Origin of the sequence: Pseudomonas sp. NS1(2017), from assembly GCF_002269425.1 — a bacterium.
In the GTDB taxonomy this organism is placed as follows: Bacteria; Pseudomonadota; Gammaproteobacteria; order Pseudomonadales; family Pseudomonadaceae; genus Aquipseudomonas; species Aquipseudomonas reactans.
In genome coordinates this window covers 3,388,025-3,408,417 of sequence record NZ_CP022960.1, presented here as the reverse complement: position 1 = coordinate 3,408,417, position 20,393 = coordinate 3,388,025, and the positions used below count along the sequence as shown (strand labels likewise).

General features: G+C 59.8%; 18 protein-coding genes and 1 pseudogene. 8 read left to right on the top strand and 11 right to left on the bottom strand.

Features of this window, described 5'->3' with window-relative positions; genetic code table 11:
• Window positions 1-93: 93 nt before the first annotated feature.
• The 5 genes from CI807_RS16200 (at window position 94) to fabB (ending at window position 7,040) form a co-directional block, all read left to right on the top strand.
• Window positions 94-2,214, top strand: a complete 2,121-nt coding sequence (locus tag CI807_RS16200) for a TonB-dependent receptor plug domain-containing protein (protein WP_371857979.1) — start codon at window positions 94-96, stop codon at window positions 2,212-2,214.
• 1 nt (window position 2,215) lies between these two features.
• Window positions 2,216-3,145 carry an ABC transporter substrate-binding protein gene (locus CI807_RS16195; protein ID WP_095015328.1) on the top strand — a complete coding sequence of 310 codons (930 nt, stop codon included), beginning with the start codon at window positions 2,216-2,218 and terminating at the stop codon, window positions 3,143-3,145.
• Window positions 3,142-5,043: an ATP-binding protein gene (locus CI807_RS16190; protein WP_095015327.1), complete on the top strand. Its 1,902-nt coding sequence runs from the start codon at window positions 3,142-3,144 to the stop codon at window positions 5,041-5,043. Before CI807_RS16195 ends, CI807_RS16190 begins: the two co-directional genes overlap by 4 nt.
• Before the next feature lie 249 nt (window positions 5,044-5,292).
• Window positions 5,293-5,808, top strand: coding sequence for a 3-hydroxyacyl-[acyl-carrier-protein] dehydratase FabA (fabA, locus tag CI807_RS16185; protein WP_010211704.1), 516 nt, complete (start codon window positions 5,293-5,295; stop codon window positions 5,806-5,808).
• An 11-nt stretch (window positions 5,809-5,819) separates the two neighbouring features.
• Window positions 5,820-7,040 carry a beta-ketoacyl-ACP synthase I gene (gene fabB, locus CI807_RS16180; RefSeq protein ID WP_016974674.1) on the top strand — a complete coding sequence of 407 codons (1,221 nt, stop codon included), beginning with the start codon at window positions 5,820-5,822 and terminating at the stop codon, window positions 7,038-7,040.
• 71 nt (window positions 7,041-7,111) lie between these two features.
• On the opposite strand, the gene CI807_RS32120 is transcribed toward fabB, so the two are convergent.
• From CI807_RS32120 to CI807_RS16170, 3 genes and pseudogenes are all read right to left on the bottom strand, one after another.
• Window positions 7,112-7,975 (bottom strand): methyl-accepting chemotaxis protein, encoded by an 864-nt coding sequence (locus CI807_RS32120; RefSeq protein WP_371858006.1) that lies wholly within the window; start codon window positions 7,973-7,975, stop codon window positions 7,112-7,114.
• Window positions 7,967-8,737 (bottom strand): annotated as a pseudogene (locus CI807_RS32115) (MCP four helix bundle domain-containing protein); the annotation flags it as partial. The gene CI807_RS32120 and the pseudogene CI807_RS32115, both read right to left, overlap by 9 nt.
• Window positions 8,738-8,832: 95 nt before the next feature.
• Window positions 8,833-9,855, bottom strand: a complete 1,023-nt coding sequence (locus tag CI807_RS16170) for an amidohydrolase family protein (RefSeq protein WP_095015325.1) — start codon at window positions 9,853-9,855, stop codon at window positions 8,833-8,835.
• A gap of 141 nt (window positions 9,856-9,996) precedes the next feature.
• On the opposite strand from CI807_RS16170, the gene CI807_RS16165 reads away from it, so the two are divergent.
• Both CI807_RS16165 and CI807_RS16160 read left to right on the top strand, forming a co-directional pair.
• Window positions 9,997-10,413, top strand: coding sequence for an OsmC family protein (locus tag CI807_RS16165; RefSeq protein WP_033897639.1), 417 nt, complete (start codon window positions 9,997-9,999; stop codon window positions 10,411-10,413).
• Between the two features lie 64 nt (window positions 10,414-10,477).
• Entirely contained in the window at window positions 10,478-11,344 is an 867-nt protein-coding gene (locus CI807_RS16160; protein WP_095015324.1) for a pirin family protein, read from the top strand.
• 74 nt (window positions 11,345-11,418) lie between these two features.
• On the opposite strand, the gene CI807_RS16155 is transcribed toward CI807_RS16160, so the two are convergent.
• The 4 genes from CI807_RS16155 to CI807_RS16140 form a co-directional block, all read right to left on the bottom strand.
• A complete protein-coding gene (locus CI807_RS16155; RefSeq protein ID WP_095017564.1) occupies window positions 11,419-12,141 on the bottom strand; it encodes a dienelactone hydrolase family protein in 723 nt (240 codons plus the stop codon).
• 191 nt (window positions 12,142-12,332) lie between these two features.
• Window positions 12,333-14,237 carry a molecular chaperone HtpG gene (gene htpG / locus CI807_RS16150; protein ID WP_095017563.1) on the bottom strand — a complete coding sequence of 635 codons (1,905 nt, stop codon included), beginning with the start codon at window positions 14,235-14,237 and terminating at the stop codon, window positions 12,333-12,335.
• Between the two features lie 89 nt (window positions 14,238-14,326).
• Window positions 14,327-14,779: a PaaI family thioesterase gene (locus CI807_RS16145; RefSeq protein WP_095015323.1), complete on the bottom strand. Its 453-nt coding sequence runs from the start codon at window positions 14,777-14,779 to the stop codon at window positions 14,327-14,329.
• The gene (locus CI807_RS16140) at window positions 14,776-15,252 is read right to left on the bottom strand and encodes a PaaI family thioesterase (RefSeq protein WP_095015322.1); all 477 of its coding nucleotides are present in this window, start codon (window positions 15,250-15,252) and stop codon (window positions 14,776-14,778) included. The genes CI807_RS16145 and CI807_RS16140 overlap by 4 nt, the downstream gene beginning before the upstream one ends.
• Window positions 15,253-15,409: 157 nt before the next feature.
• Here CI807_RS16140 and CI807_RS16135 point away from each other — a divergent pair, with 157 nt between their 5' ends.
• On the top strand, window positions 15,410-15,661 hold the full coding sequence (locus CI807_RS16135; protein ID WP_012723095.1) for a hypothetical protein: 252 nt from the start codon (window positions 15,410-15,412) through the stop codon (window positions 15,659-15,661).
• Window positions 15,662-15,753: 92 nt separating this feature from the next.
• Here CI807_RS16135 and CI807_RS16130 read toward each other — a convergent pair whose 3' ends face one another.
• The 4 genes from CI807_RS16130 to sucC all read right to left on the bottom strand — a co-directional run bounded on the left by CI807_RS16130 (window position 15,754) and on the right by sucC (window position 20,303).
• On the bottom strand, window positions 15,754-16,491 hold the full coding sequence (locus CI807_RS16130; RefSeq protein WP_016979557.1) for a DUF599 domain-containing protein: 738 nt from the start codon (window positions 16,489-16,491) through the stop codon (window positions 15,754-15,756).
• A gap of 141 nt (window positions 16,492-16,632) precedes the next feature.
• Window positions 16,633-17,946 (bottom strand): branched-chain amino acid transport system II carrier protein, encoded by a 1,314-nt coding sequence (gene brnQ / locus CI807_RS16125; RefSeq protein ID WP_095015321.1) that lies wholly within the window; start codon window positions 17,944-17,946, stop codon window positions 16,633-16,635.
• Between the two features lie 309 nt (window positions 17,947-18,255).
• Window positions 18,256-19,137 (bottom strand): succinate--CoA ligase subunit alpha, encoded by an 882-nt coding sequence (gene sucD, locus CI807_RS16120; RefSeq protein WP_032859181.1) that lies wholly within the window; start codon window positions 19,135-19,137, stop codon window positions 18,256-18,258.
• Window positions 19,137-20,303 carry an ADP-forming succinate--CoA ligase subunit beta gene (sucC, locus tag CI807_RS16115; protein ID WP_016979559.1) on the bottom strand — a complete coding sequence of 389 codons (1,167 nt, stop codon included), beginning with the start codon at window positions 20,301-20,303 and terminating at the stop codon, window positions 19,137-19,139. Before sucC ends, sucD begins: the two co-directional genes overlap by 1 nt.
• Window positions 20,304-20,393: the final 90 nt, after the last annotated feature.

Genomic DNA, 20,393 nt, shown 5'->3' with positions numbered 1-20,393 from the left:
ACATTTTCATGAAGCAATTGCAAGTCCGGCGACTGGCAAAAGGCCCCGCCTCAGTTAACATGGGCGGCTATCCGCAATTATCAAGGCCGTGCCGTGTATTTGGGCCCTCCTCCCCGTTCATCTCTGTGGTTGATGCTGCTGTGCAGCGCGCCAGCCATGGCCGACGACCTGTTCCTCGACAGCCAGCCGCTGCCTCAGGTATTGACGGCCACACGCCTCAAGCAATCAGCCGCCGCCGTGCCTGGCAGCATGACCGTGATCGACAGCGAGCTGATCAAGGCCAGTGGCGCGCGGGACATCAGTGAGTTGCTGCGCCTGGTGCCGGGGATGATGGTCGGCTATACGACCGGCAACCAGGCGGCAGTGAACTACCACGGCACCAGTGCCAGCGATGCGCGGCGCATGCAGGTATTGATCGACGGCCGATCCGTGTACCGCGCGGGCCTGGCCACCGTGGACTGGAGCGACATTCCGGTGGCCATGGAAGATATCGAGCGCATCGAAGTGTTCCGTGGGCCCAATACCGTCAGCTACGGCGCCAATGCCTTGATGGCGGTGGTGAACATTCTTACGCGCTCGCCGGCCAACAGCCACGGCACGCGGGTAAAAGTGGTGCGCGGCGAACGCGGCATCAATGACTTCTATGCCAGCCAGGGCGCGGGCTGGGAAACCGGCGACTTGCGCCTGTCCCTGTCCGGGCAGCAAGACGACGGCTTCGACAGCGATGCATCCGGGGCCGACCGTCGTGACAGCCGCCGCCTCAGCCGCTTCAGCCTGGCGATCAGCCAGACGTTGAACACGCAGCAAAGCATCGACTTGCAACTGGATGCGAAGGAAGGCACCAACCAGCGACCGTATACCTACAGCCCGGTCTTTGCCGGGATCACCGAGGGCGGTAACAATTCAGACGTCACAGCCAAGGATTATGCCGGCTCCCTGCGCTGGAACTTCGACTTCAACCCGGATCACAGTCTGTATATCCAGGGCTCCGCCCAGCAGTGGGACCGCCAGCAAATCTGGAAGGCGTGTGACGCCAAGGTCTCGTTCAGCCCCGAGCTGACCCAGTTGTGGCAGATGAATCCCAACTACGCCGAACTGCTGGCCCGGCACATGGACACCTACAGCCAGGGCAGCGCACCACCGGGCAGCGCAGCCGAGCAGGCGTTGGCCAACCAGGTGCTGCAACAGTGGCGCGACGGTGCCAGTCAAAGCGTGTGCGGCGACATCGACCAGAGCACCCGCGAAAGCCGCTACGACCTGGAGATTCAAGACACCCTCAGCCTGTCCGACAGCCTGCGCCTGGTCAGCGGCATGAACTACCGCTACGACCGCGCCGACTCCGACACTTACTTCAACGGCACGTTGGACGACACCACCTGGCGCCTGTTCGGCCAGTTGGAGTGGCGCGCCAGCGAGCATTGGCTGCTGCAAGGCGGCGCCATGTATGAAGACACCCACCTGAGCGGCAACTCGCTGACGCCACGGGTGGCGGTCAACTACCTGATCAACCCGCGCCACGGCCTGCGTGCGGTGTACTCCGAGGCGATCCGCTCGCCGGACATGTTCGAGAACAACGTCAACTGGAGCTACCGCGTCACCAACCTCAGCTCCCCGGCCTACGGGCAGACCACCGGGCAATACTTCGTAAAAACCCGGGGGCCGGGCAACCTCGATAAAGAGATGATGAAGTCACGGGAACTGGGGTACAACGGCTTCTTTGCCGACATCGGGCTGAACATGGACGTGAAACTGTTCTACGACGAGATCACCGACATGATCAGCTCGCCGCTGCGCAATAATCAGTACATTGCCAGCAACGCCAACAGCTCACGGTTCACCGGCGCCGAGTCGCAGTTCGACTGGCGCGTGAGCAACGCCGACCGCCTGCGGCTCACCTATGCTTACGTCGATGCCAGCAGCAGCAACCCGCTGGACAAAGCACAGACCGCGCGCAACAGTGGCTCCGCCGGCTGGTTGCGTGAGTGGGGCCAGGGTTGGTCCAGCGCGCTGTTCTACTATGGCGATGACGCACTCAACCAATATCGCTTCGAACGGGTCGACCTGCGGGTCGCCAAGCGCATTGCCTTGGGCAAAGCCAACGTGGAGCTGGCCGGCATGTTGCAAGAACGCCTCGACAACCAGCCCACTACCTGGGCCGACAACCGTTATGACCATCGCCACGCGCTCTACTTCAGTGCCGAGCTAGAGTTCTGACATGGGCGACTCGTCACGGATGACTGGCGTGTTGATCACTCGGCTCTGGCGGCGTGCCATGCTGCTCGCCTGCCTGCTGCTGGCCGCGCCGGCGTGGAGCGCCGATATCCTGCTGACCGCCGCTGAAGACGGTGCCGGTGTGCAAGCCTTTGCCCAGGCCCTGGCCCAGCAACGCCCCGACGACCGTGTCACCTTTACGGCTCTCAAAGACTTGCCGGCACCCGGCCGCCTCCCGGCAACCACACGCTTGATCCTGCTGGACCTGCCCGGCCTCGACTGGCGCCTGCAAGAGCCTCAGGGTCCACCGACCCTGGTGCTGCGCATCAGCCGCCTGCAAGCCCATCAGCGCCTGGGCAGCATGCCGCACCCACGCATCAGCCTGCTGTGGAGCGACCCGCCGCTGGATCGCCAACTGCGCCTGATCGCGGGCATCCTGCCGCAGGCGCGACGTATCGGCGTGCTTTATGGCGCCGACAGCGAATTCCTGCTGCCCGAACTGAAACAGCACTCCGCCTCGCTAGGCCTGGAGATCGTGCCCCAGCTCTGGGACAACATTAATGACAGTCGACCGCTCCAAAACCTGTTCCGCAACAGTGACGTGCTGCTCGGCCTCGACGACCCGCAGTTGTACAACCCGAAAACCGCGAAGAACCTGTTGCTGAGCAGTTACGCCCAGCAATTGCCGCTGATAGGCCCGAACGCGGGCTTCGTAAGGGCCGGCAGCCTGGCCAGCACCTACAGCGACCAGGCTGACTGGCTGGCCGTGCTTGACCGTCTGCTCGACCATTCACCGGCCAACTGGCCGCGCTCGCTGTACCCGGATCGCTTCAAAGTCGTGGGCAACCCGCAAGTCGCGCGCTCACTGGGGATCGAACAGGTGGACGAAGCCAGCGTCGCCACCCGATTGGCCGAAGGAGAAAAACGCCCATGACCTTGCGTCGTCGTTGGGACATCAACACCCGCACCCAGCTCATCACCCTGGGCCCGGCGCTGTTGCTGACGTTGCTGTTGATCAGCTTCTTTACCTTCGTGCGTATCCAGGATTTGCGCCAGGAACTGGACCACACCGGCCAACTGATCGCCAACCAACTGGCGCCGGCCACCGAATACGGGGTGATTTCCGGCAACAATGACGTACTCGACAGCCTGTTGCGCGCCACGCTGGCCACGCCCCATGTACGCTTCCTGGAGATCCAGGACAGCAGCGAGAACATCCTGGTGTATGTCGAGCAACCGTCGGAGAAGCACGACCGCTCACTGTCGGTGAAAGTGTTCCAGGCACCGATTCGTCTGCAACACATTCAACTGGGTAACGATTTCTTCCAGGACAACCTCAACGAACCCAAGGCCCCGCGCGCGGATTACCTGGGCCGCGTGATTGTCGGCATGTCCAACGACGCGTTCAGCCAGCGCCAGCAGGAGATTCTGTTCAAGGCCGGTATCCTCGCGTTATTTGCCCTGCTGTTTACCTTCCTGCTGGCACGGCGCCTGGCCGCCAGCCTGTCGCAGCCGATCAGCGCCATGGGCCATGCGGTAAAAGCAATCCAGCAAGGCGACTACAAGACGCCGCTGCCGATCGTGGACGACTCGGAGCTGGGCGACCTGTCGCGGCATATCAACAACCTTGCCGAAGGCCTCAACCAGGCCAGTCGCGAACAGCAGCAGGCCATGGCCCAGTTGATCCAGACCCGCGAAGAAGCTGAGCGCGCCAACAACGCCAAGTCGGATTTCCTGGCGATGATGAGCCATGAACTGCGCACGCCCATGAATGGCGTACTGGGCATGTTGCAGTTGCTGGAAACCACTGAGATGACCGAGGAGCAGACCGAATACGCGGCACTGGCTTCGGAGTCCACCGAGCATTTGCTCAAGGTGATCAACGATATCCTCGACTTCTCGCGGATCGAACGCGCCGCCCTGGAACTGGAGCATATTCCGTTCAACCTGGCGGACCTGATCAACAGCTGCGCCCAGGCCTTCCAGCACAATGCGCAACAGCGCGGGTTGACGCTGAAGCTGTCGATTCCACCTGGAATGGACACCGTGCGAGTGCAAGGTGATCCGACACGGATCCGCCAGATCCTGGTGAACCTGATCGGCAATGCATTGAAGTTCACCGAGTACGGCAGCGTCAGCGTCGAACCCCATTGGCAGACCCTCGACCATGAACTGGTGTGGTTCACCTGCACCGTGCGCGACAGTGGCATTGGGATCTCCGCCGAACGCCTGGAGGCGATGTTCGACGCGTTCCAGCAGGCCGACAGTTCCATTTCAAGACGTTACGGCGGCACCGGTCTCGGCCTGCCCATCGCCCGCACCCTGGCCGAACGCATGGGGGGCACCCTGCGCGCCCAGAGCGAAGAAGGCCGCGGTTCGGTGTTTACCCTGGAAATTCCCCTGGCCATCGACCAGCACAGCGTGCCGGCGATTGCCAGCGACGCCGACGGCAAAGCCGGCGCAGGTGAGGGTCGTCATGTGCTGCTGGTGGAGGACAACCCGGTGAACCGCACGGTGGTTGAGGCCATGCTGCGCAGCCTGGGCTTCGAGGTAAGCCTGGCCACCGACGGCGCCGAAGCGGTCCGCAGCGCCGAGAGCCTGATTTTCACCGCCATCCTGATGGATTGTCGGCTGCCGGTCATCGACGGCTATGAAGCCACCCGGCAGATCCGTCAGTTACCGGGCTGTGCCGATCTGCCGATCATCGCCCTGACCGCCAACGCTTTACAGGGCGACCGTGAAGCCTGCCTGGCAGCGGGAATGAACGATTACCTGGCCAAGCCGTTCAAACGCACGGATTTGCAGCAAATCCTGCAGCGTTGGGTGCAATAGCGCCGCGCCATCAGCCAACTCCGACTGGCGTGAAAGGCGAAAGTGCGGCAGTCTTAGGCACCCGAACGGGCCAATAAACAGGCCCGGTTTAAAATTTCAGTGAACAAGTGTACATTCAGTGCCTTGCCGCTGTGACTTTCACTACAACGCAATAGTCTATGTGTAGGCTGCCGATATGAGGCATGAACGCTTCATTCGGTTCGGGAAGATTTACCCTACCCTGCCGCATGGGATTATTGAGGAGCTCGCATGACCAAACAAAACGCCTTTACCCGGGAAGACCTGCTGCGCTGCAGTCGCGGTGAGCTGTTCGGCCCAGGTAACGCGCAACTGCCCGCCCCGAACATGCTGATGGTGGATCGCATCACCCATATCAGCGAAGAGGGTGGCAAGTACGGCAAAGGTGAATTGGTCGCCGAGCTGGATATCACCCCGGACCTGTGGTTCTTTGCCTGCCATTTCGAAGGCGACCCTGTGATGCCAGGCTGCCTGGGCCTTGACGCCATGTGGCAACTGGTCGGTTTCTTCCTCGGCTGGCAAGGCTTGCCGGGCCGCGGTCGCGCCCTGGGTTCGGGCGAAGTGAAATTCTTTGGCCAGGTCCTGCCGACCGCCAAGAAAGTCACCTACAACATTCAAATCAAGCGCGTCCTCAAGGGCAAGCTGAACCTGGCCATCGCCGATGGTTCGGTGAGCGTCGACGGTCGCGAGATCTATACTGCCGAAGGCCTTCGGGTCGGCGTATTCACATCCACTGACAACTTTTAAGGGTTATCCGCATGCGCCGCGTCGTTATCACTGGTCTGGGCATTGTTTCTTGCCTGGGCAATGACAAAGAGACCGTCACCGCTAACCTGCGTGCAAGTCGCCCTGGCATCCGCTTCAACCCGGAATATGCCGAAATGGGTCTGCGTAGCCAGGTTTCCGGCTCCATCGACCTGCCCCTCGAAGAGCTGATCGATCGCAAGATCTATCGCTTCGTCGGCCACGCTGCCGCCTACGCCTACCTGGCGATGAAAGACGCGATCGCCGACTCCGGCCTGAGCGACGACCAGGTCTCGAACGTACGCACCGGCCTGATCGCCGGCTCCGGCGGCGCATCGACCCTGAACCAGATGGAAGCGCTGGACATCCTGCGCGAAAAAGGCGTGAAGCGTGTCGGCCCGTACCGTGTCACGCGGACCATGGGCAGCACTGTATCGGCCTGCCTGGCCACGCCGTTCCAGATCAAGGGCGTGAACTACTCGATCTCCTCGGCCTGCGCCACCAGTGCACACTGCATCGGTACTGCGGTTGAGCAGATACAACTGGGCAAGCAGGACATCGTGTTCGCCGGCGGCGGTGAAGAAGAACATTGGAGCCAATCGTTCCTGTTCGACGCCATGGGCGCACTGTCCACCCAGTACAACGAAACCCCGGAAAAGGCCTCCCGCGCCTACGACGCCAAGCGTGACGGTTTCGTCATCGCCGGCGGTGGCGGCATGGTGGTGGTCGAGGAGCTGGAACACGCTCTGGCCCGTGGTGCCAAGATCTACGCGGAAATCGTCGGCTACGGCGCCACTTCCGACGGCTACGACATGGTTGCCCCAAGCGGTGAAGGCGCCATCCGTTGCATGCAGATGGCCATGTCCACTGTAGATACCCCAATCGACTACCTGAACACCCACGGCACCTCGACTCCGGTCGGCGACGCCAAGGAAATGGAAGGCGTGCGTGCGGTATTCGGCGACAAGGCTCCGGCCATCAGCTCTACCAAGAGCCTGTCCGGTCACTCCCTGGGCGCCGCTGGCGTTCACGAAGCGATCTACTGCCTGCTGATGATGGAAGGCAACTTCATGGCCGGTTCGGCGAACATCGACGAGATTGATCCGGTGGTGGCTGACATGCCGATCCTGACCAAGACCGTTGAGAATGCAAAAATCGACACCGTGATGAGCAACAGCTTCGGCTTTGGTGGCACTAACGCTACCCTGGTGCTGAAACGCTGGCAGGGTCAGTAAGACCTGTAGCTTGATTGCATGAAAAAGCCCCGACTGGTTCGGGGCTTTTTTGTGGGTGGCTGCAAAAACGGTTACACCGAAAACCGCGCCACCATCGTGTTCAGGTCCACCGCCAACCGCGACAACTCCTGGCTCGCCGCACTCGTCTGATTCGCCCCGGTCGATGTCTGGTGCGCCAAATCGCGGATGTTCATCAAATTGCGATCCACCTCCCGCGCCACCGCCGCCTGCTGCTCCGACGCGCTGGCGATCACCAGGTTGCGTTCGTTGATCAAGGTGAACGCCGAGGCGATTTCCTCCAAGGCCGTGCCCGCCGACTTGGCGATATCCAAGGTCGAGCGTGCTCGCGTATTACTTTGCTGCATCGAGCTGACCGCCTGATCGGTGCCTTGCTGGATCCCGCTGATCATCTGCTCGATTTCCTGAGTCGACTGCTGGGTGCGATGAGCCAAGGCCCGCACTTCGTCGGCCACTACCGCAAACCCACGCCCTGCATCCCCGGCGCGCGCCGCTTCAATGGCGGCATTCAAGGCCAACAGGTTGGTCTGCTCGGCAATCGAGCGGATCACGTCCAGTACCTTGCTGATGCCATAGACCTTCTGCGCCAGGTCCTCGACCTGCGTCACGTTATCCGTCACATCGGTGGCCAGCGCCTCGATCGACACCACGGCCTGATGCACTTGCTCGCGCCCATGCTGGGCAATGCGGTCGGACTCGCGCGAAGCCTGGGACGTGGCCACTGCGTTGCTTGCCACCTCCTCCACGGCTGCCGTCATCTGGTTCACCGCCGTGGCGGCCTGCTCGATTTCCTGATTCTGCTGGTGCAAACCACGGGTGGCGTCTTCAGTCACGCAGCTAAGTTCCTCCGAGGCGGACGCCAACTGGTTCGACGATTCAGAAATACGCCGGATGGTATCGCGCAGATTCTCCTGCATGCCCTTGAGCGCCTGCTGCAGGCGCGCCGGCTCATCATTGCCACTCACATGGATCTCGCCAGTCAGATCGCCACTGGCCACGCCCTGAGCGACTTTCAGCGACTGGGCCAGGGGTAACACGATGCTGCGTGTCAGCCACACCGCCAGGCCGATGGTAATCAGCGCCGTAAGCACGATCATGCCGACCACCCAGCTGCGCGATTGGCTAAACACGCTTTGCGCCAGGCTAGCGGCGTGATTGGCATTGGTTTTGTTAAGGTTGACCAGATCGTGCAGGGTCGCGGCCATTTCATCAGCGAGTTGGTTCATCTCACCGTTGACCACCCTGATCGCGTCTTCCAGCTGATTGGCCTTGGAAAACCCCACGACCTGCTCCTGACGTTGCAGGTACTGCTGCTCCTGGGCCTTGAAGCGATCAAACAGCGTGCGCTCCTCGGGCAATACGATCAGCGCCTCATAGAGCGTCTGCGCGTGGTGCAGGCCGTTTTTGAGGGCAATGAGTTTCTGCTCATTCTGCGCCAGCGCCTGGGGATCGCGATTAACCAGCAGGCGCAAGGTCAGCGCCCGGATGCGCAGCAGGTCCTGGCTCATCTCCCCCACGGCCATCACGCTGGGCAGCCAGTTATTTTCCACCTGGTCCGACTGCTGGCGCATATTGGCCATCTGCAACAGGGCAAATCCGCCCAGGGCAAACACCATTAACGCCAACAGGCCAAACCCCAGCCCTGCGCGCGGGGCGATATTCAGACTTCTGATACTCATGCCTTGGCTCCTTCCAAATGCGCTGCATCCATTTGCAGCTGGCTCTTGAAAGGTATCGGCCTATTACCTTCTTTGCGTAAGACGAAAACGCGATATCAGCGTGCCATACCATCGCGTGTAGCTTTAGGCAGGATCGCCAGGAAGTTGTCCCGCGCCACTTTTCGGGCGACAGCCTCCGGCAAGGCATCCAAAAAGGGATCGAAGCTTCGTATTTTCTTACCCAACTTATTGAAACGCCCTACGACGTCCGAACCCAACATAAACCGCTCAGGGAAGCGTTCCACCAGCGCTACCCACTCGGGGCGAGGCTGGCCGGCATCATCCAGCAGATACGGCGTGAGCATGCTCCAGGACAGGTCAATGTACAGGTTGGGATAGGCCTCCAGCAGGCGACTCAAGGTCGGCAGCAAAAAGTCCATCCGCACCTGATGACGATGGATTTCCTTGCTGGTGCCGGCGTGGGCCCAGATAAAGCGGGTGTGCGGATGGTTGCGCAGCGGTTCTTCCACTTCAGCCAGGTACAACGGGTTGCGCTCGCGCTTGGAAGTGATGTTGGAGTGCAGCATCACCGGCAGGTCGTTTTCTGCCGCCAGGTGATAGATGCGGGTCATGGCTTCGTTGTTGGCACGCGGGGTGTCGCCAGCGGTGATGGCCGTGAGGTCGTCATGACGCGTGAAGACTTCGCCGATGCCCTGCCAGAGCCCCGGATTGAGGTCGAGCATGCGCTGGATATGGGCGGCCGAGTTCTTGTCGTTGGGGTTGAAGCCGGACAGGAAGGGATGGAAATGGCGGCGCTGTTCGGGGGTCAGCTTATTGACCGCTGCTGCGACGATCACGTCGGTGGCGCTGTACCAGTAGGCATCGGCGTCATCACCGGCGTAGTAACGCGGCCGCTTGGGTTCATCTTCGTGCCATTTTTTCGCAACGGGTATGCCGGAAATCATCACATGCTCGATGCGGCTGTCGGCCATGGCCTTGAGCAGCTTGTCCATGCCCGCGGTTTCCTGGAAGAAATCCACGTAATGCAGGTGCGCATCGCTGTAGGCATAGTCGCGGGCCTGCGCAGCAAGGCTGCTGGCGGTGAGCAACAGGGCAAGCGTCAGACGGGTCAAGGGCACGATAAAACCTCGATAAGGGCTGATACGGGTAGACCTTGCTCACGCTGCCAGGGTTCATCCGGCAAAAAAACGCGGAACACCGAACTGCCAGCATGCTCTATAACTGCATGACCTTCATCCTGCCACCCTGTGAGGTTTACCATGCCTGTTACCGTGAATACCCTGAACCAGGACAACTTCCGTCATAGCGTCAATATCAATAACCATGAGTTGTTTACCGACCTGCCCAAAAGCCTGGGCGGCGACGACTCGGCGCCCTCCCCCCATGACTACTTCGACGCTGCCCTGGCGTCGTGCAAAGCGCTGACGGTCAAGCTCTACGCACAGAAGAAAGACATCCCGCTGACCGGCGTGACTGTGGAAGTCACCCACGACGCCACCGAAGAGCAAAAGGGCAAATACAAGCTCAACGTCAAGCTGACGCTCAAGGGCGTGCTCACCGACGAACAACGCGACGAACTGCACCGTGTGGCCGATCGCTGCCCGGTGCACAAGCTGATGACCACCGCTGAAGTCACCATCGAGACAAAGCTGTCGGAAGGCGCCTTCAGCCAATAGCGGCAACATCCTACCGAGCGGGTTATGCTCAGCAGCATCTAACCCGCTCAGACTGGGACGCACCATGACCCCCCTCACCGTGATCCGCCCTCGCCCCGAAGATGTCGAAGGCCAACCGATCCTGCGCCCGCTGCCGTCGCGGGAATGCCGCAGCGTCGGGCCTTTTGTGTTCTTCGACCATATGCTGCTCACTCGTTATGCACCGGGCGATGGCATGAATATCCGCCAGCATCCGCATATCGGGCTGTCGACCCTCACCTATTTGTTTGAAGGTGCGCTGCAGCACAAGGACAGCCTGGGTTCGGATCAGGTGGTGCAGGCTGGTGATGTGAGCTGGATGACGGCCGGCAGCGCGATTGCCCATGTCGAACGTACGCCCGAGGCGCTCAAGGCCAGTGGTTTCAGCCTGCATGGGTTGCAAGTGTGGTTGGCTTCGCCCAAGGACCATGAGACGGGGCCGGGGCATTACAGCCATCACCCGGCTGCGAGCCTACCGGTCAGTGACAACCTGGGCGTGCAGATCCGTATGATCGCGGGCGATGGATTCTGCCTCAAGTCGCCGGTGCCGGTACTGTCGCCCACCCTGTACGCCGAGGTACAGATGCAGACGGCCACGACGCTGCTGATTCCGGATGAGCATGAGGAACGTGCGGTGTATGTGCTGGAGGGTGAGGCGCAGTTGGACGGCCAGTTGCTGGAGGTGCACAGCCTGGTGGTACTGCCGGCTGGCCAAGAGATGACACTGTTTGCCGAAAGCGATTGCCACCTGGTGGTGTTTGGCGGCGCGCCGTTGGATGGGCCGCGGCGGATCAACTGGAATTTCGTCGCGAGTGATCCGGCGGTGATCGAACAGGCCAGGCAGCGCTGGGCGGCGGGGGATTGGCCGACCGTTCCGGGTGAATCTGAAAGAATTGAGTTGCCGGTGAGGTAGCTATCGCAGGCAAGCCAGCTCCTACAGGAAGATGCGTTTCACATGTAGGAGCTGGCTTGCCTGCGATGAGGCCATCAGCCCTGGAACACTTCATCCAACAAATCATGCATCGACTTGAACGCCCGCTTGGCCGTCTTCGCGTCATACATCATCTTGCCCGGCACATTGGCATGCGGGTCAGTGAAGGAATGCACCGCGCCGCCGTAGCTCAGCAGTTGCCAATCCACGCCGGCCGCGTTCATTTCATCTTCGAACGCCGGCAGTTGCGCTTTCGGCACCAATGGGTCGGACGCGCCATGCAGCACCAGCACTGAACCCTTGATGTGCTTGGCACCGGCCGGGTTCTGGGTGTCGATGGTGCCGTGGAACGAAACGGCCGCCTTCAAAGGTGCACCGGTCCGCGCCAGTTCCAGCGAGCAGAAGCCGCCGAAGCAGAAACCAAAGGTCGCCAGCTTGGAGGTATCGACTTCGGCTTGGCCTTGCAGTTGCTCCAAGGCTGCCTGCATAAGCTTGAGCAGTTTAGGGTTGTCATTCTTCAACGGCATCATCGCCGCGCCGGCTTCATCGCCGTTCGACGGACGCACGGTCTGACCGTACAGGTCGGCAATCAACACCACGTAGCCCTTGCTGGCCACGCTCTTGGCGATCTCTTCGGCACCCGCACTCACTCCCATCCAGTTCGGCGCCATCAACAGGCCAGGCAAGGGGCCCTTGTGGCTGGCATCGAACGCCAGACGGCTTTCATAGGACTGGCCATCAATCTGATAGACCACGGAACGTACAGTGACTTGGCTCATCATTTTCTCCGGTTGAGGTGCACTCACAATGTTGCCTTCTGTAGGAGCGAGCTTGCTCGCGAAAAACTCAAGGGCACCGCGTTTCCCCAGGATGGGTGCGTTATCGTTGACGTTGTTCGCGAGCAAGCTCGCTCCTACAGTTAAGCGCCAGAACGAAAAAACCCGCCGAAGCGGGTTTTTCTACATCAGGGTCAAACCGACAGTTCAACCAACAGCTTGTTCAGGCGGCGCACATAGGCGGCCGGATCTTTCAAGCTGTCGCCAGCGGCCAGTGCCGCCTGGTCGAAGAGGATGTGCGACAGGTCGCCAAACCGCTCTTCGCTTTGCTCGCCGTCGAGTTTCTCGATCAGCGGGTGAGCCGGGTTGAATTCGAAGATCGGCTTGGAATCCGGCACCTTCTGGCCGCTGGCTTCGAGGATCTGGCGCATTTGCATGCCCAGGTCCTGCTCACCAATGGCCAGGATCGCCGGGGAATCGGTCAGACGGTGGGAAACCCGCACTTCGCTGACAGCTTCGCCCAGGGACGCCTTGATCCGCTCAACCAGGCCTTCTTTGGACTTGGCGACTTCCTCAGCAGCTTTCTTGTCTTCCTCGGAGTCCAGGTTACCCAGGTCCAGGTCACCACGGGCCACGTCGACGAACGACTTTCCGTCGAACTCGTTGAGGTAGCTCATCAGCCACTCATCGATACGGTCGGTCAGCAGCAGCACTTCGATGCCTTTCTTGCGGAAGACTTCCAGGTGCGGGCTGTTCTTGACCTGGGCGTAGGTTTCGCCGGTCAGGTAGTAGATCTTGTCCTGACCTTCCTTGGCGCGTGCCAGGTACTCGGCCAGGGACACCACTTGCTCGCCGCCTTCTTCGTGAGTCGAAGCAAAACGCAGCAGGCCGGCGATTTTTTCCTTGTTGGCGAAATCTTCCGCCGGGCCTTCTTTCATGACCTGGCCGAAGTTTTTCCAGAAGCCTTTGTATTGCTCTGGCTCGTTCTTCGCCAGTTTTTCCAGCATGTCGAGCACGCGCTTGGTCAGCGCCGACTTCATGGAGTCGATGATCGGGTCTTTCTGCAGAATTTCCCGCGACACGTTCAGCGACAAATCGTTGGAGTCGACCACACCTTTGATAAAGCGCAGGTACAACGGCAGGAAGGACTCCGCCTGGTCCATCACGAACACGCGCTGCACGTAGAGCTTCAGGCCTTTCGGCGCTTCACGCTGGTACAGGTCGAACGGAGCACGGGCCGGTACGTAGAGCAGCGAGCTGTATTCCAGCTTGCCTTCGACCTTGTTGTGGCTCCAGCTCAGCGGGTTTTCGTAATCGTGACCGATGTGCTTGTAGAACTCCTGGTATTCCTCGTCCTTGATCTCGGTACGCGGACGGGTCCACAGCGCGCTGGCGCGGTTGACCACTTCCCATTCCTGGGCGGGAGCCTCTTCGCCTTCGGCAGCCGCTTGTTCTTTCGGCAATTCGATTGGCAGGGCGATGTGATCGGAGTACTTCTTGACGATGTTGCGCAGACGCCAGCCATCGGCAAATTCATCTTCACCGTCTTTGAGGTGCAGGACGATTCGGGTACCACGGTCTGCCTTGTCGACAGTGGCGATTTCAAATTCGCCCTCACCTTTGGACGACCAATGCACGCCTTCGCTGGCGTCGAGACCGGCACGGCGACTGAACACTTCAACCTTGTCGGCGACGATGAAGGCCGAGTAGAAGCCCACGCCGAACTGGCCGATCAGGTGCGAATCTTTCTTCTGGTCGCCCGACAGGTTTTTCATGAAATCAGCGGTGCCGGATTTGGCGATCGTGCCCAGATGGGTAATCGCGTCCTCACGACTCATGCCGATGCCGTTGTCTTCGAGGGTGACGGTCTTGGCGTCCTTGTCGAAGCTCACACGGATTTTCAGTTCGGCGCCACCTTCCAGCAACTCGGGCTTGGACAGGGCTTCGAAACGTAATTTGTCGACAGCGTCAGAGGCGTTCGAGATCAATTCGCGAAGGAAAATTTCCTTGTTGGAATACAGCGAATGGATCATGAGGTGCAGCAGTTGCTTCACCTCGGTCTGGAAGCCCAGGGTTTCCTTTTGAGTTTCCACACTCATGGTCATCAAACTCCAATTGGATGGCAGTGGCCGCGCCCTTGAGGGTTGGCGGCGGGTTGTCATCAAAGTTGGGGGCTAAGACCAGGATTTCAAGGGCGACCTGATTCCTCGATCTTGAAATGCGCGCGAGCGGTGGCGATAGGTTCTGCGGCCGTGCTCTGCCAGGCGGTGATCGCCACATTCGCCACCCGTCGGCCCTGGCGCCACACCTGGCATTTGGCGTAGGTGTCGCGAAACTGCCCGGCGCGCAGGTAATCCAGGGAAAAATCGATGATTTTCGGGATGCCCGGCGCGCCCGTGAACACTAACAAGTGCAGCGCCGCCGACAGCTCCATAAAGCCCGCGATCACCCCGCCGTGCAGCGCCGGCAATATGGGGTTACCAATATTGTCCTTGTTGGCCGGCAGGCGGAACAGCAGCTCATCCCCCAGCCGCGTGCATTCAATGCCGATGAGCTTGGCGTAGGGAATCAGATTGAGCAGCGCCTCGTAATCGCCACGCTCATGGGCCTGCTCCAGGCGGGTCTTGAATCGGTGCGTCATGCCTGCTCTCCCTTGATCGTACTGCCCAATCCTTGGGTGCCCTTGAGGCGTTTGCCAATGCGCATGAACGTGCCCACCACATGGGCAATGGGTTGCTGGGGGTCGTCCTGATAGGCAAAGCCACGGGTGAAGATCACATCGGTGGTCACCCGATAGCATTGGGCGAAGCCATACACGGGTTTGTGGGGCGCCGCGGGATGCATGTAGTCAACGCGCAGGTCGAGGGTCGGGCACACTTCGAATTCCGGCAGCACACACAGGGTGGCCATGCCGCAGGCGGTGTCCATCAGGGAGGTCAGCGCGCCGCCGTGGATCACGCCTGACTGGGGATCGCCCACTAAATGCGGGGCGTAGGGCATGATCAAGGTGATGCCCTCCTCGCTGGCCTGATGAGCGGTAATGCCCAGCACCTGACAATGGCGCAAGGCCGAAACAAAGCGCGCCGCGCGCTCTAACAGGGGGTTTTCGGTCATTCGTTCCAGACTCTTATTAGTGTTGATCCGCAGAAGCGGTGGAGCGGGCAAAAGTTCCGGTTAGTCAGCAATTTATATATCTATGGAATAAAAGGAACTAATGCCGAACCGCCATGCTCGAAAGGCCAGTAGATATCTTCAATAAGGAGAAACACCCATGCGCAAGACTTTAGCTATTTCCATGATGCTCGCCGCCGCCCTCGGTCTCGCTGCCTGCGACAAGAAATCCGAAGACAAAGCCCAAGACGCTGCCGCGCACTCTGAGCAAGCTCAGAAAGATATGGCGAAGGCTCAGGATAAAGTGAACGACGCTGCGAAAGAAAACGCCGATGCTGCCAAAGCTCAGGCTGAATCGAACGCAGCCGCCGCAAAAGAAGCAGCACCTGCGACCCCAGCCACCGGTTCCTGAGACCGCGGCTTGAAATAGCCTGGCTGCAAAAAGAAAGCCCGCTTAGATAGCGGGCTTTACTTTGTCTGGCGTTTTTTATTTGAAGGCCTTAGTTAGCCCACTTCTTTAGCTATTTCCGACGGCGGCGTGTCGGTCTGCGTGTACACCATCACTTGCAGCACGTCGGAATGAAACTCCCGACGGTACAGCACCAACACCACCCCGCTGCTCATCAACATGAACAACCACGGGCTGACAAACCACGCCAGCATGGTCATGCCGAAGTAATAGGCGCGCAGGCCGAAGTTGAACTGGTTGGCGGCCATGGAGATCACCCGCGCCGCACGCAGGGCAAACGCATTGCGCTCCTGTTCCGAGACATGCCGCTCACCAATCATCGGTGCCGAGCCCACCAGCACCGCCGCGAAGTTGTACTGGCGCATGCACCAGCTGAATGTGAAGAACGCGTAGACGAACACCAGCGCCAGGCACAGCAGCTTGATCTCCGACATGCCCTGGGACGCCTGCTGCACCATGGGGATATCCGCCAGCAACGACACCGCGCGCTCGGAGGCGCCGAGCACGGTGAGAATGCCAGCGAGGATGATCAAGGTGCTGGAGGCGAAGAACGAGGCATTGCGTTCCAGGTTGCCGATCACACTGGCGTCGGCGATGCGGTTATCACGCAGCAGCATGCGGCGCATCCAGTCTTCGCGATACAGATGCAGCACACTGGCCAGGCAGGCCGTGTCGCGGGCTTTCCAAGTGGCATAACGGGTGTAGCCGCCCCAGCACAGGACGAACCAGAGGGCGGCAAGCAGGTGGATTTGATTGGTTTCGACGAACGACATGCGGGTCCTTTGCAGAAAGAGGGCTGAAAAGCTGTTGCGTCAGTTCGACGTTAGCGCACAGAAAAAGACACTGCCTCTCACCCATAAAAAATGCCCCGTATCGATTGATACGAGGCATTTCAGTACAGCGGGAAATAGGGGTTAAGCGATGGCTTCGCTACGCTTGCCGAGCATACGATCAACCACAAACGCCACCGCCAGTGTCATCACCGACGGCACCAGCCACGCCAGACCCTGTTCGCTCAGCGGCAGGTTGGCCAATTGCGCAGGCATCCAATCCGCCAGGCCAGCGCCCTTGAGCGCATCGATGCAACCAAAGATGAACGACACCAGCATCACTGGACCGACAATGCGCCCCTGCTCCAGCCAAAAGTCTTTGCAGAAGCTCAATGCCACCAGCACGATGCACGGCGGGTAGATCGCTGTGAGCACCGGAATCGAGAACGCGATCAGCTTGGTCAGGCCCAGGTTGGACACGAACAGCGAGAACAGCGCCAGGATCACCACCAGCGTCTTGTAGGACAGCGGCAGGATACGGCTGAAGTACTCGGCGCACGCGCAAGTCAGGCCTACGGCGGTGACCAGGCATGCCAGGGAGATCAGCACCGCCAGGAAGCCGCTGCCCAGGGAGCCGAAGGTGTGTTGCACGTAAGCATGCAGCACTGCTGCGCCGTTGCTCGCGCCGGCGGCGACGGCATGGCTGCCCGAGCCCAGGCGGAACAGGCTGAAGTACACCAGGGCCAGGCCCACGCCGGCAATCAAGCCCGCAATGATGGCGTAGCGGGTGATCAGCTTCGGCGATTCGACGCCACGGGAGCGGATGGCATTGACGATCACGATACCAAACACCAGGGCGCCCAGAGTATCCATGGTCAGGTAGCCCTGGATAAAGCCTTGGGAAAACGGTGCAGCGACGTATTCCGGAGTAGCGACGCCCACTTCACCAGCCGGCAAGGCAAAGGCGGCGATACCGAGGATGGCCAGCGCGATGATCTTCAGCGGTGCGAGGAAGCGCCCCACGGTGTCCAGCAGTCGCCCTGGGTACAGGGAGACAAAGAACACCACCAGGAAATACACCGAACTGTAGAGGAACAGCGCCAGCGGGCTTTCGCCGGTCAACGGCGCCAGGCCCACTTCAAAGGACACGGTCGCCGTACGCGGGGTGGCGAACAGCGGCCCTACCGCCAGATACGCCGCCGCCGCCAGCAGGCCACCGGCGATCTTGCCGATCGGGCTGCTCAACGCATCCATACCGCCGCCGACCTTGGCCAGGGCGATCACGGTGACCACCGGCAGGCCGACGGCCGTGATGAGAAAGCCCAGCGCTGCCATCCAGACGTGAGGTCCGGACTGCAAACCAACGATAGGCGGGAAGATGATGTTGCCGGCGCCCACGAACAGGGCAAACGTCATAAAGCCCAACGCCAGGATATCCTGGCTTTTCAACACTTTCATTTCGGGAAATACCACACTACTGAATCGGAATTTAGAGAGGGATTCCCTATGGATGAGGGAAATACTGCCGACCCTTATGGGAGCCGACCGGTCTAGCGCGGGGCTTCCTTTTGAGATGCGCACGCATAAAGAGGCGGCTAGGTTACAGAATTGGGCTGACAAACGCACTGTTGCGGGGCGGACTGTCCGATAAGCGACATCTTAATGTCGCGTTTTCATACTTAAATGATGGATCAGCAACCCCCAGAAAGCACAAAGGCCACCCGAAGGTGGCCTTTGTGTTGGTAACGCGTCAGATAAGCGCGAGGCTTACTTGACAGCCCAACCGGTCAGCTCGGACAAAGCCTTGCCGATGTCTGCCAGCGAACGCACGGTTTTAACGCCTGCGTCTTCCAGGGCAGCAAACTTCTCGTCTGCAGTGCCTTTGCCGCCAGAGATGATTGCGCCAGCATGGCCCATGCGCTTGCCAGCAGGGGCAGTCACACCAGCGATGTAGGAAACAACCGGCTTGGTCACGTGTGCCTTGATGTAGGCAGCCGCTTCTTCTTCAGCCGAACCGCCGATCTCACCGATCATTACGATCGCTTCGGTCTTCGGGTCTTCCTGGAACAGTTTCAGGATGTCGATGAAGTTCGAACCTGGGATCGGGTCACCGCCGATGCCGACGCAAGTCGACTGACCGAAACCGGCGTCAGTGGTCTGCTTCACAGCTTCGTAGGTCAGGGTGCCGGAACGGGAAACGATACCGACTTTGCCTGGCAAGTGAATGTGACCTGGCATGATGCCGATCTTGCATTCGCCTGGAGTGATCACGCCTGGGCAGTTAGGGCCGATCAGGGTAACACCCAGCTCGTCGCACTTAACTTTAGCGTCCAGCATGTCCAGGGTAGGAATGCCTTCGGTGATGCAAACGATCAGCTTGATGCCGCCGAAGGCTGCTTCCAGGATCGAGTCCTTGCAGAAAGGAGCTGGAACGTAGATCACGCTGGCGGTAGCGCCAGTTTGAGCAACAGCATCTTTCACGGTGTTGAACACTGGCAGGCCCAGGTGCTCGGTGCCGCCTTTGCCTGGCGTTACGCCGCCAACCATCTTGGTGCCGTATTCGATGGCTTGCTGGGTGTGGAAACTACCTTGCGAACCGGTAATACCCTGGCAGATAACTTTGGTGTCTTTATTGATCAGGACGCTCATTATTTGCCCTCCGCAGCTTTGACAACTTGTTGAGCAGCGTCGGTCAGGCTGGTAGCCGCGATGATGTTCAAACCGCTTTCTGCCAGTACTTTAGCGCCCAGTTCAGCGTTGTTACCTTCAAGGCGAACAACAACCGGGATTTTAACGCCAACTTCTTTCACTGCACCGATGATGCCTTCGGCAATCATGTCGCAACGAACGATGCCGCCGAAGATGTTGACCAGTACTGCAGCGACGTTGGAGTCGGACAGGATGATCTTGAAGGCTTCGGTTACGCGTTCTTTGGTAGCACCACCGCCCACGTCGAGGAAGTTGGCTGGTTTGCCGCCATGCAGGTTGACGATGTCCATGGTACCCATGGCCAGGCCAGCACCGTTGACCATGCAACCGATGTTACCTTCCAGGGCTACGTAGTTCAGTTCGAACTTGGCAGCGTGCGCTTCGCGCGGATCGTCTTGCGACGGATCGTGGAAGGTCTTCAGCTTAGGCTGACGGTACATGGCGTTGGCGTCGATGTTGATCTTGGCATCGAGGCAGTGCAGATCGCCGTCAGCCTTGATCACCAGCGGGTTCACTTCCAGCAGGGCCAGATCGTGATCCTGGAACAGTTTGGCCAGACCGACAAAGATCTTGGCGAACTGGGCAACTTGCTTGCCTTCCAGGCCCAGCTGGAACGCCAGCTCGCGACCCTGGAATGGCTGAGCGCCAACCAGTGGATCGATAGTGGCTTTCAGAATTTTTTCTGGGGTTTCTTCGGCGATCTTCTCAATGTCCACGCCACCTTCGGTGGAAGCCATGAACACGATGCGACGGCTCGAACGGTCAACGACAGCGCCCAGGTACAGCTCTTTAGCGATATCAGTGCACGATTCAACCAGGATCTTGGTGACTGGCTGGCCATTGGCATCAGTCTGGTAAGTCACCAGACGCTTGCCCAGCCACTGCTGTGCGAAGGCCTTGGCGTCTTCTTTGCTGCGAACCAGCTTAACGCCGCCCGCTTTACCGCGACCACCGGCGTGGACCTGGGCTTTGACAACCCACTCGCTGCCGCCGATTTTGTCGCAAGCTTCTGCTGCTGCTTCCGGGGTGTCTACTGCGTAGCCCTTGGAAACTGGCAGGCCGTATTCAGCGAACAGCTGCTTACCCTGATACTCGTGAAGATTCATGCTTTTTACCGTCTTCGTTAGGTACTGCGCATTCGGCGCTGCGCTCATTATGAGTGCCGCGCCACCTGTGACTGCTGCTTGCGCAACTTG

What these genes read in the sequence shown, in the direction of transcription:
- CI807_RS16195 (WP_095015328.1), top strand. Translation starts at nt 2,216, where the DNA reads ATGGGCGACTCGTCACGGATGACTGGCGTGTTGATCACTCGGCTCTGG.
- CI807_RS16190 (WP_095015327.1), top strand. Translation starts at nt 3,142, where the DNA reads ATGACCTTGCGTCGTCGTTGGGACATCAACACCCGCACCCAGCTCATC.
- fabA (WP_010211704.1), top strand. Translation starts at nt 5,293, where the DNA reads ATGACCAAACAAAACGCCTTTACCCGGGAAGACCTGCTGCGCTGCAGT.
- fabB (WP_016974674.1), top strand. Translation starts at nt 5,820, where the DNA reads ATGCGCCGCGTCGTTATCACTGGTCTGGGCATTGTTTCTTGCCTGGGC.
- CI807_RS32120 (WP_371858006.1), bottom strand. Translation starts at nt 7,975, where the DNA reads ATGCAGGAGAATCTGCGCGATACCATCCGGCGTATTTCTGAATCGTCG.
- CI807_RS16165 (WP_033897639.1), top strand. Translation starts at nt 9,997, where the DNA reads ATGCCTGTTACCGTGAATACCCTGAACCAGGACAACTTCCGTCATAGC.
- CI807_RS16160 (WP_095015324.1), top strand. Translation starts at nt 10,478, where the DNA reads ATGACCCCCCTCACCGTGATCCGCCCTCGCCCCGAAGATGTCGAAGGC.
- CI807_RS16155 (WP_095017564.1), bottom strand. Translation starts at nt 12,141, where the DNA reads ATGAGCCAAGTCACTGTACGTTCCGTGGTCTATCAGATTGATGGCCAG.
- htpG (WP_095017563.1), bottom strand. Translation starts at nt 14,237, where the DNA reads ATGAGTGTGGAAACTCAAAAGGAAACCCTGGGCTTCCAGACCGAGGTG.
- CI807_RS16145 (WP_095015323.1), bottom strand. Translation starts at nt 14,779, where the DNA reads ATGACGCACCGATTCAAGACCCGCCTGGAGCAGGCCCATGAGCGTGGC.
- CI807_RS16140 (WP_095015322.1), bottom strand. Translation starts at nt 15,252, where the DNA reads ATGACCGAAAACCCCCTGTTAGAGCGCGCGGCGCGCTTTGTTTCGGCC.
- CI807_RS16135 (WP_012723095.1), top strand. Translation starts at nt 15,410, where the DNA reads ATGCGCAAGACTTTAGCTATTTCCATGATGCTCGCCGCCGCCCTCGGT.
- CI807_RS16130 (WP_016979557.1), bottom strand. Translation starts at nt 16,491, where the DNA reads ATGTCGTTCGTCGAAACCAATCAAATCCACCTGCTTGCCGCCCTCTGG.
- brnQ (WP_095015321.1), bottom strand. Translation starts at nt 17,946, where the DNA reads ATGAAAGTGTTGAAAAGCCAGGATATCCTGGCGTTGGGCTTTATGACG.
- sucD (WP_032859181.1), bottom strand. Translation starts at nt 19,137, where the DNA reads ATGAGCGTCCTGATCAATAAAGACACCAAAGTTATCTGCCAGGGTATT.
- sucC (WP_016979559.1), bottom strand. Translation starts at nt 20,303, where the DNA reads ATGAATCTTCACGAGTATCAGGGTAAGCAGCTGTTCGCTGAATACGGC.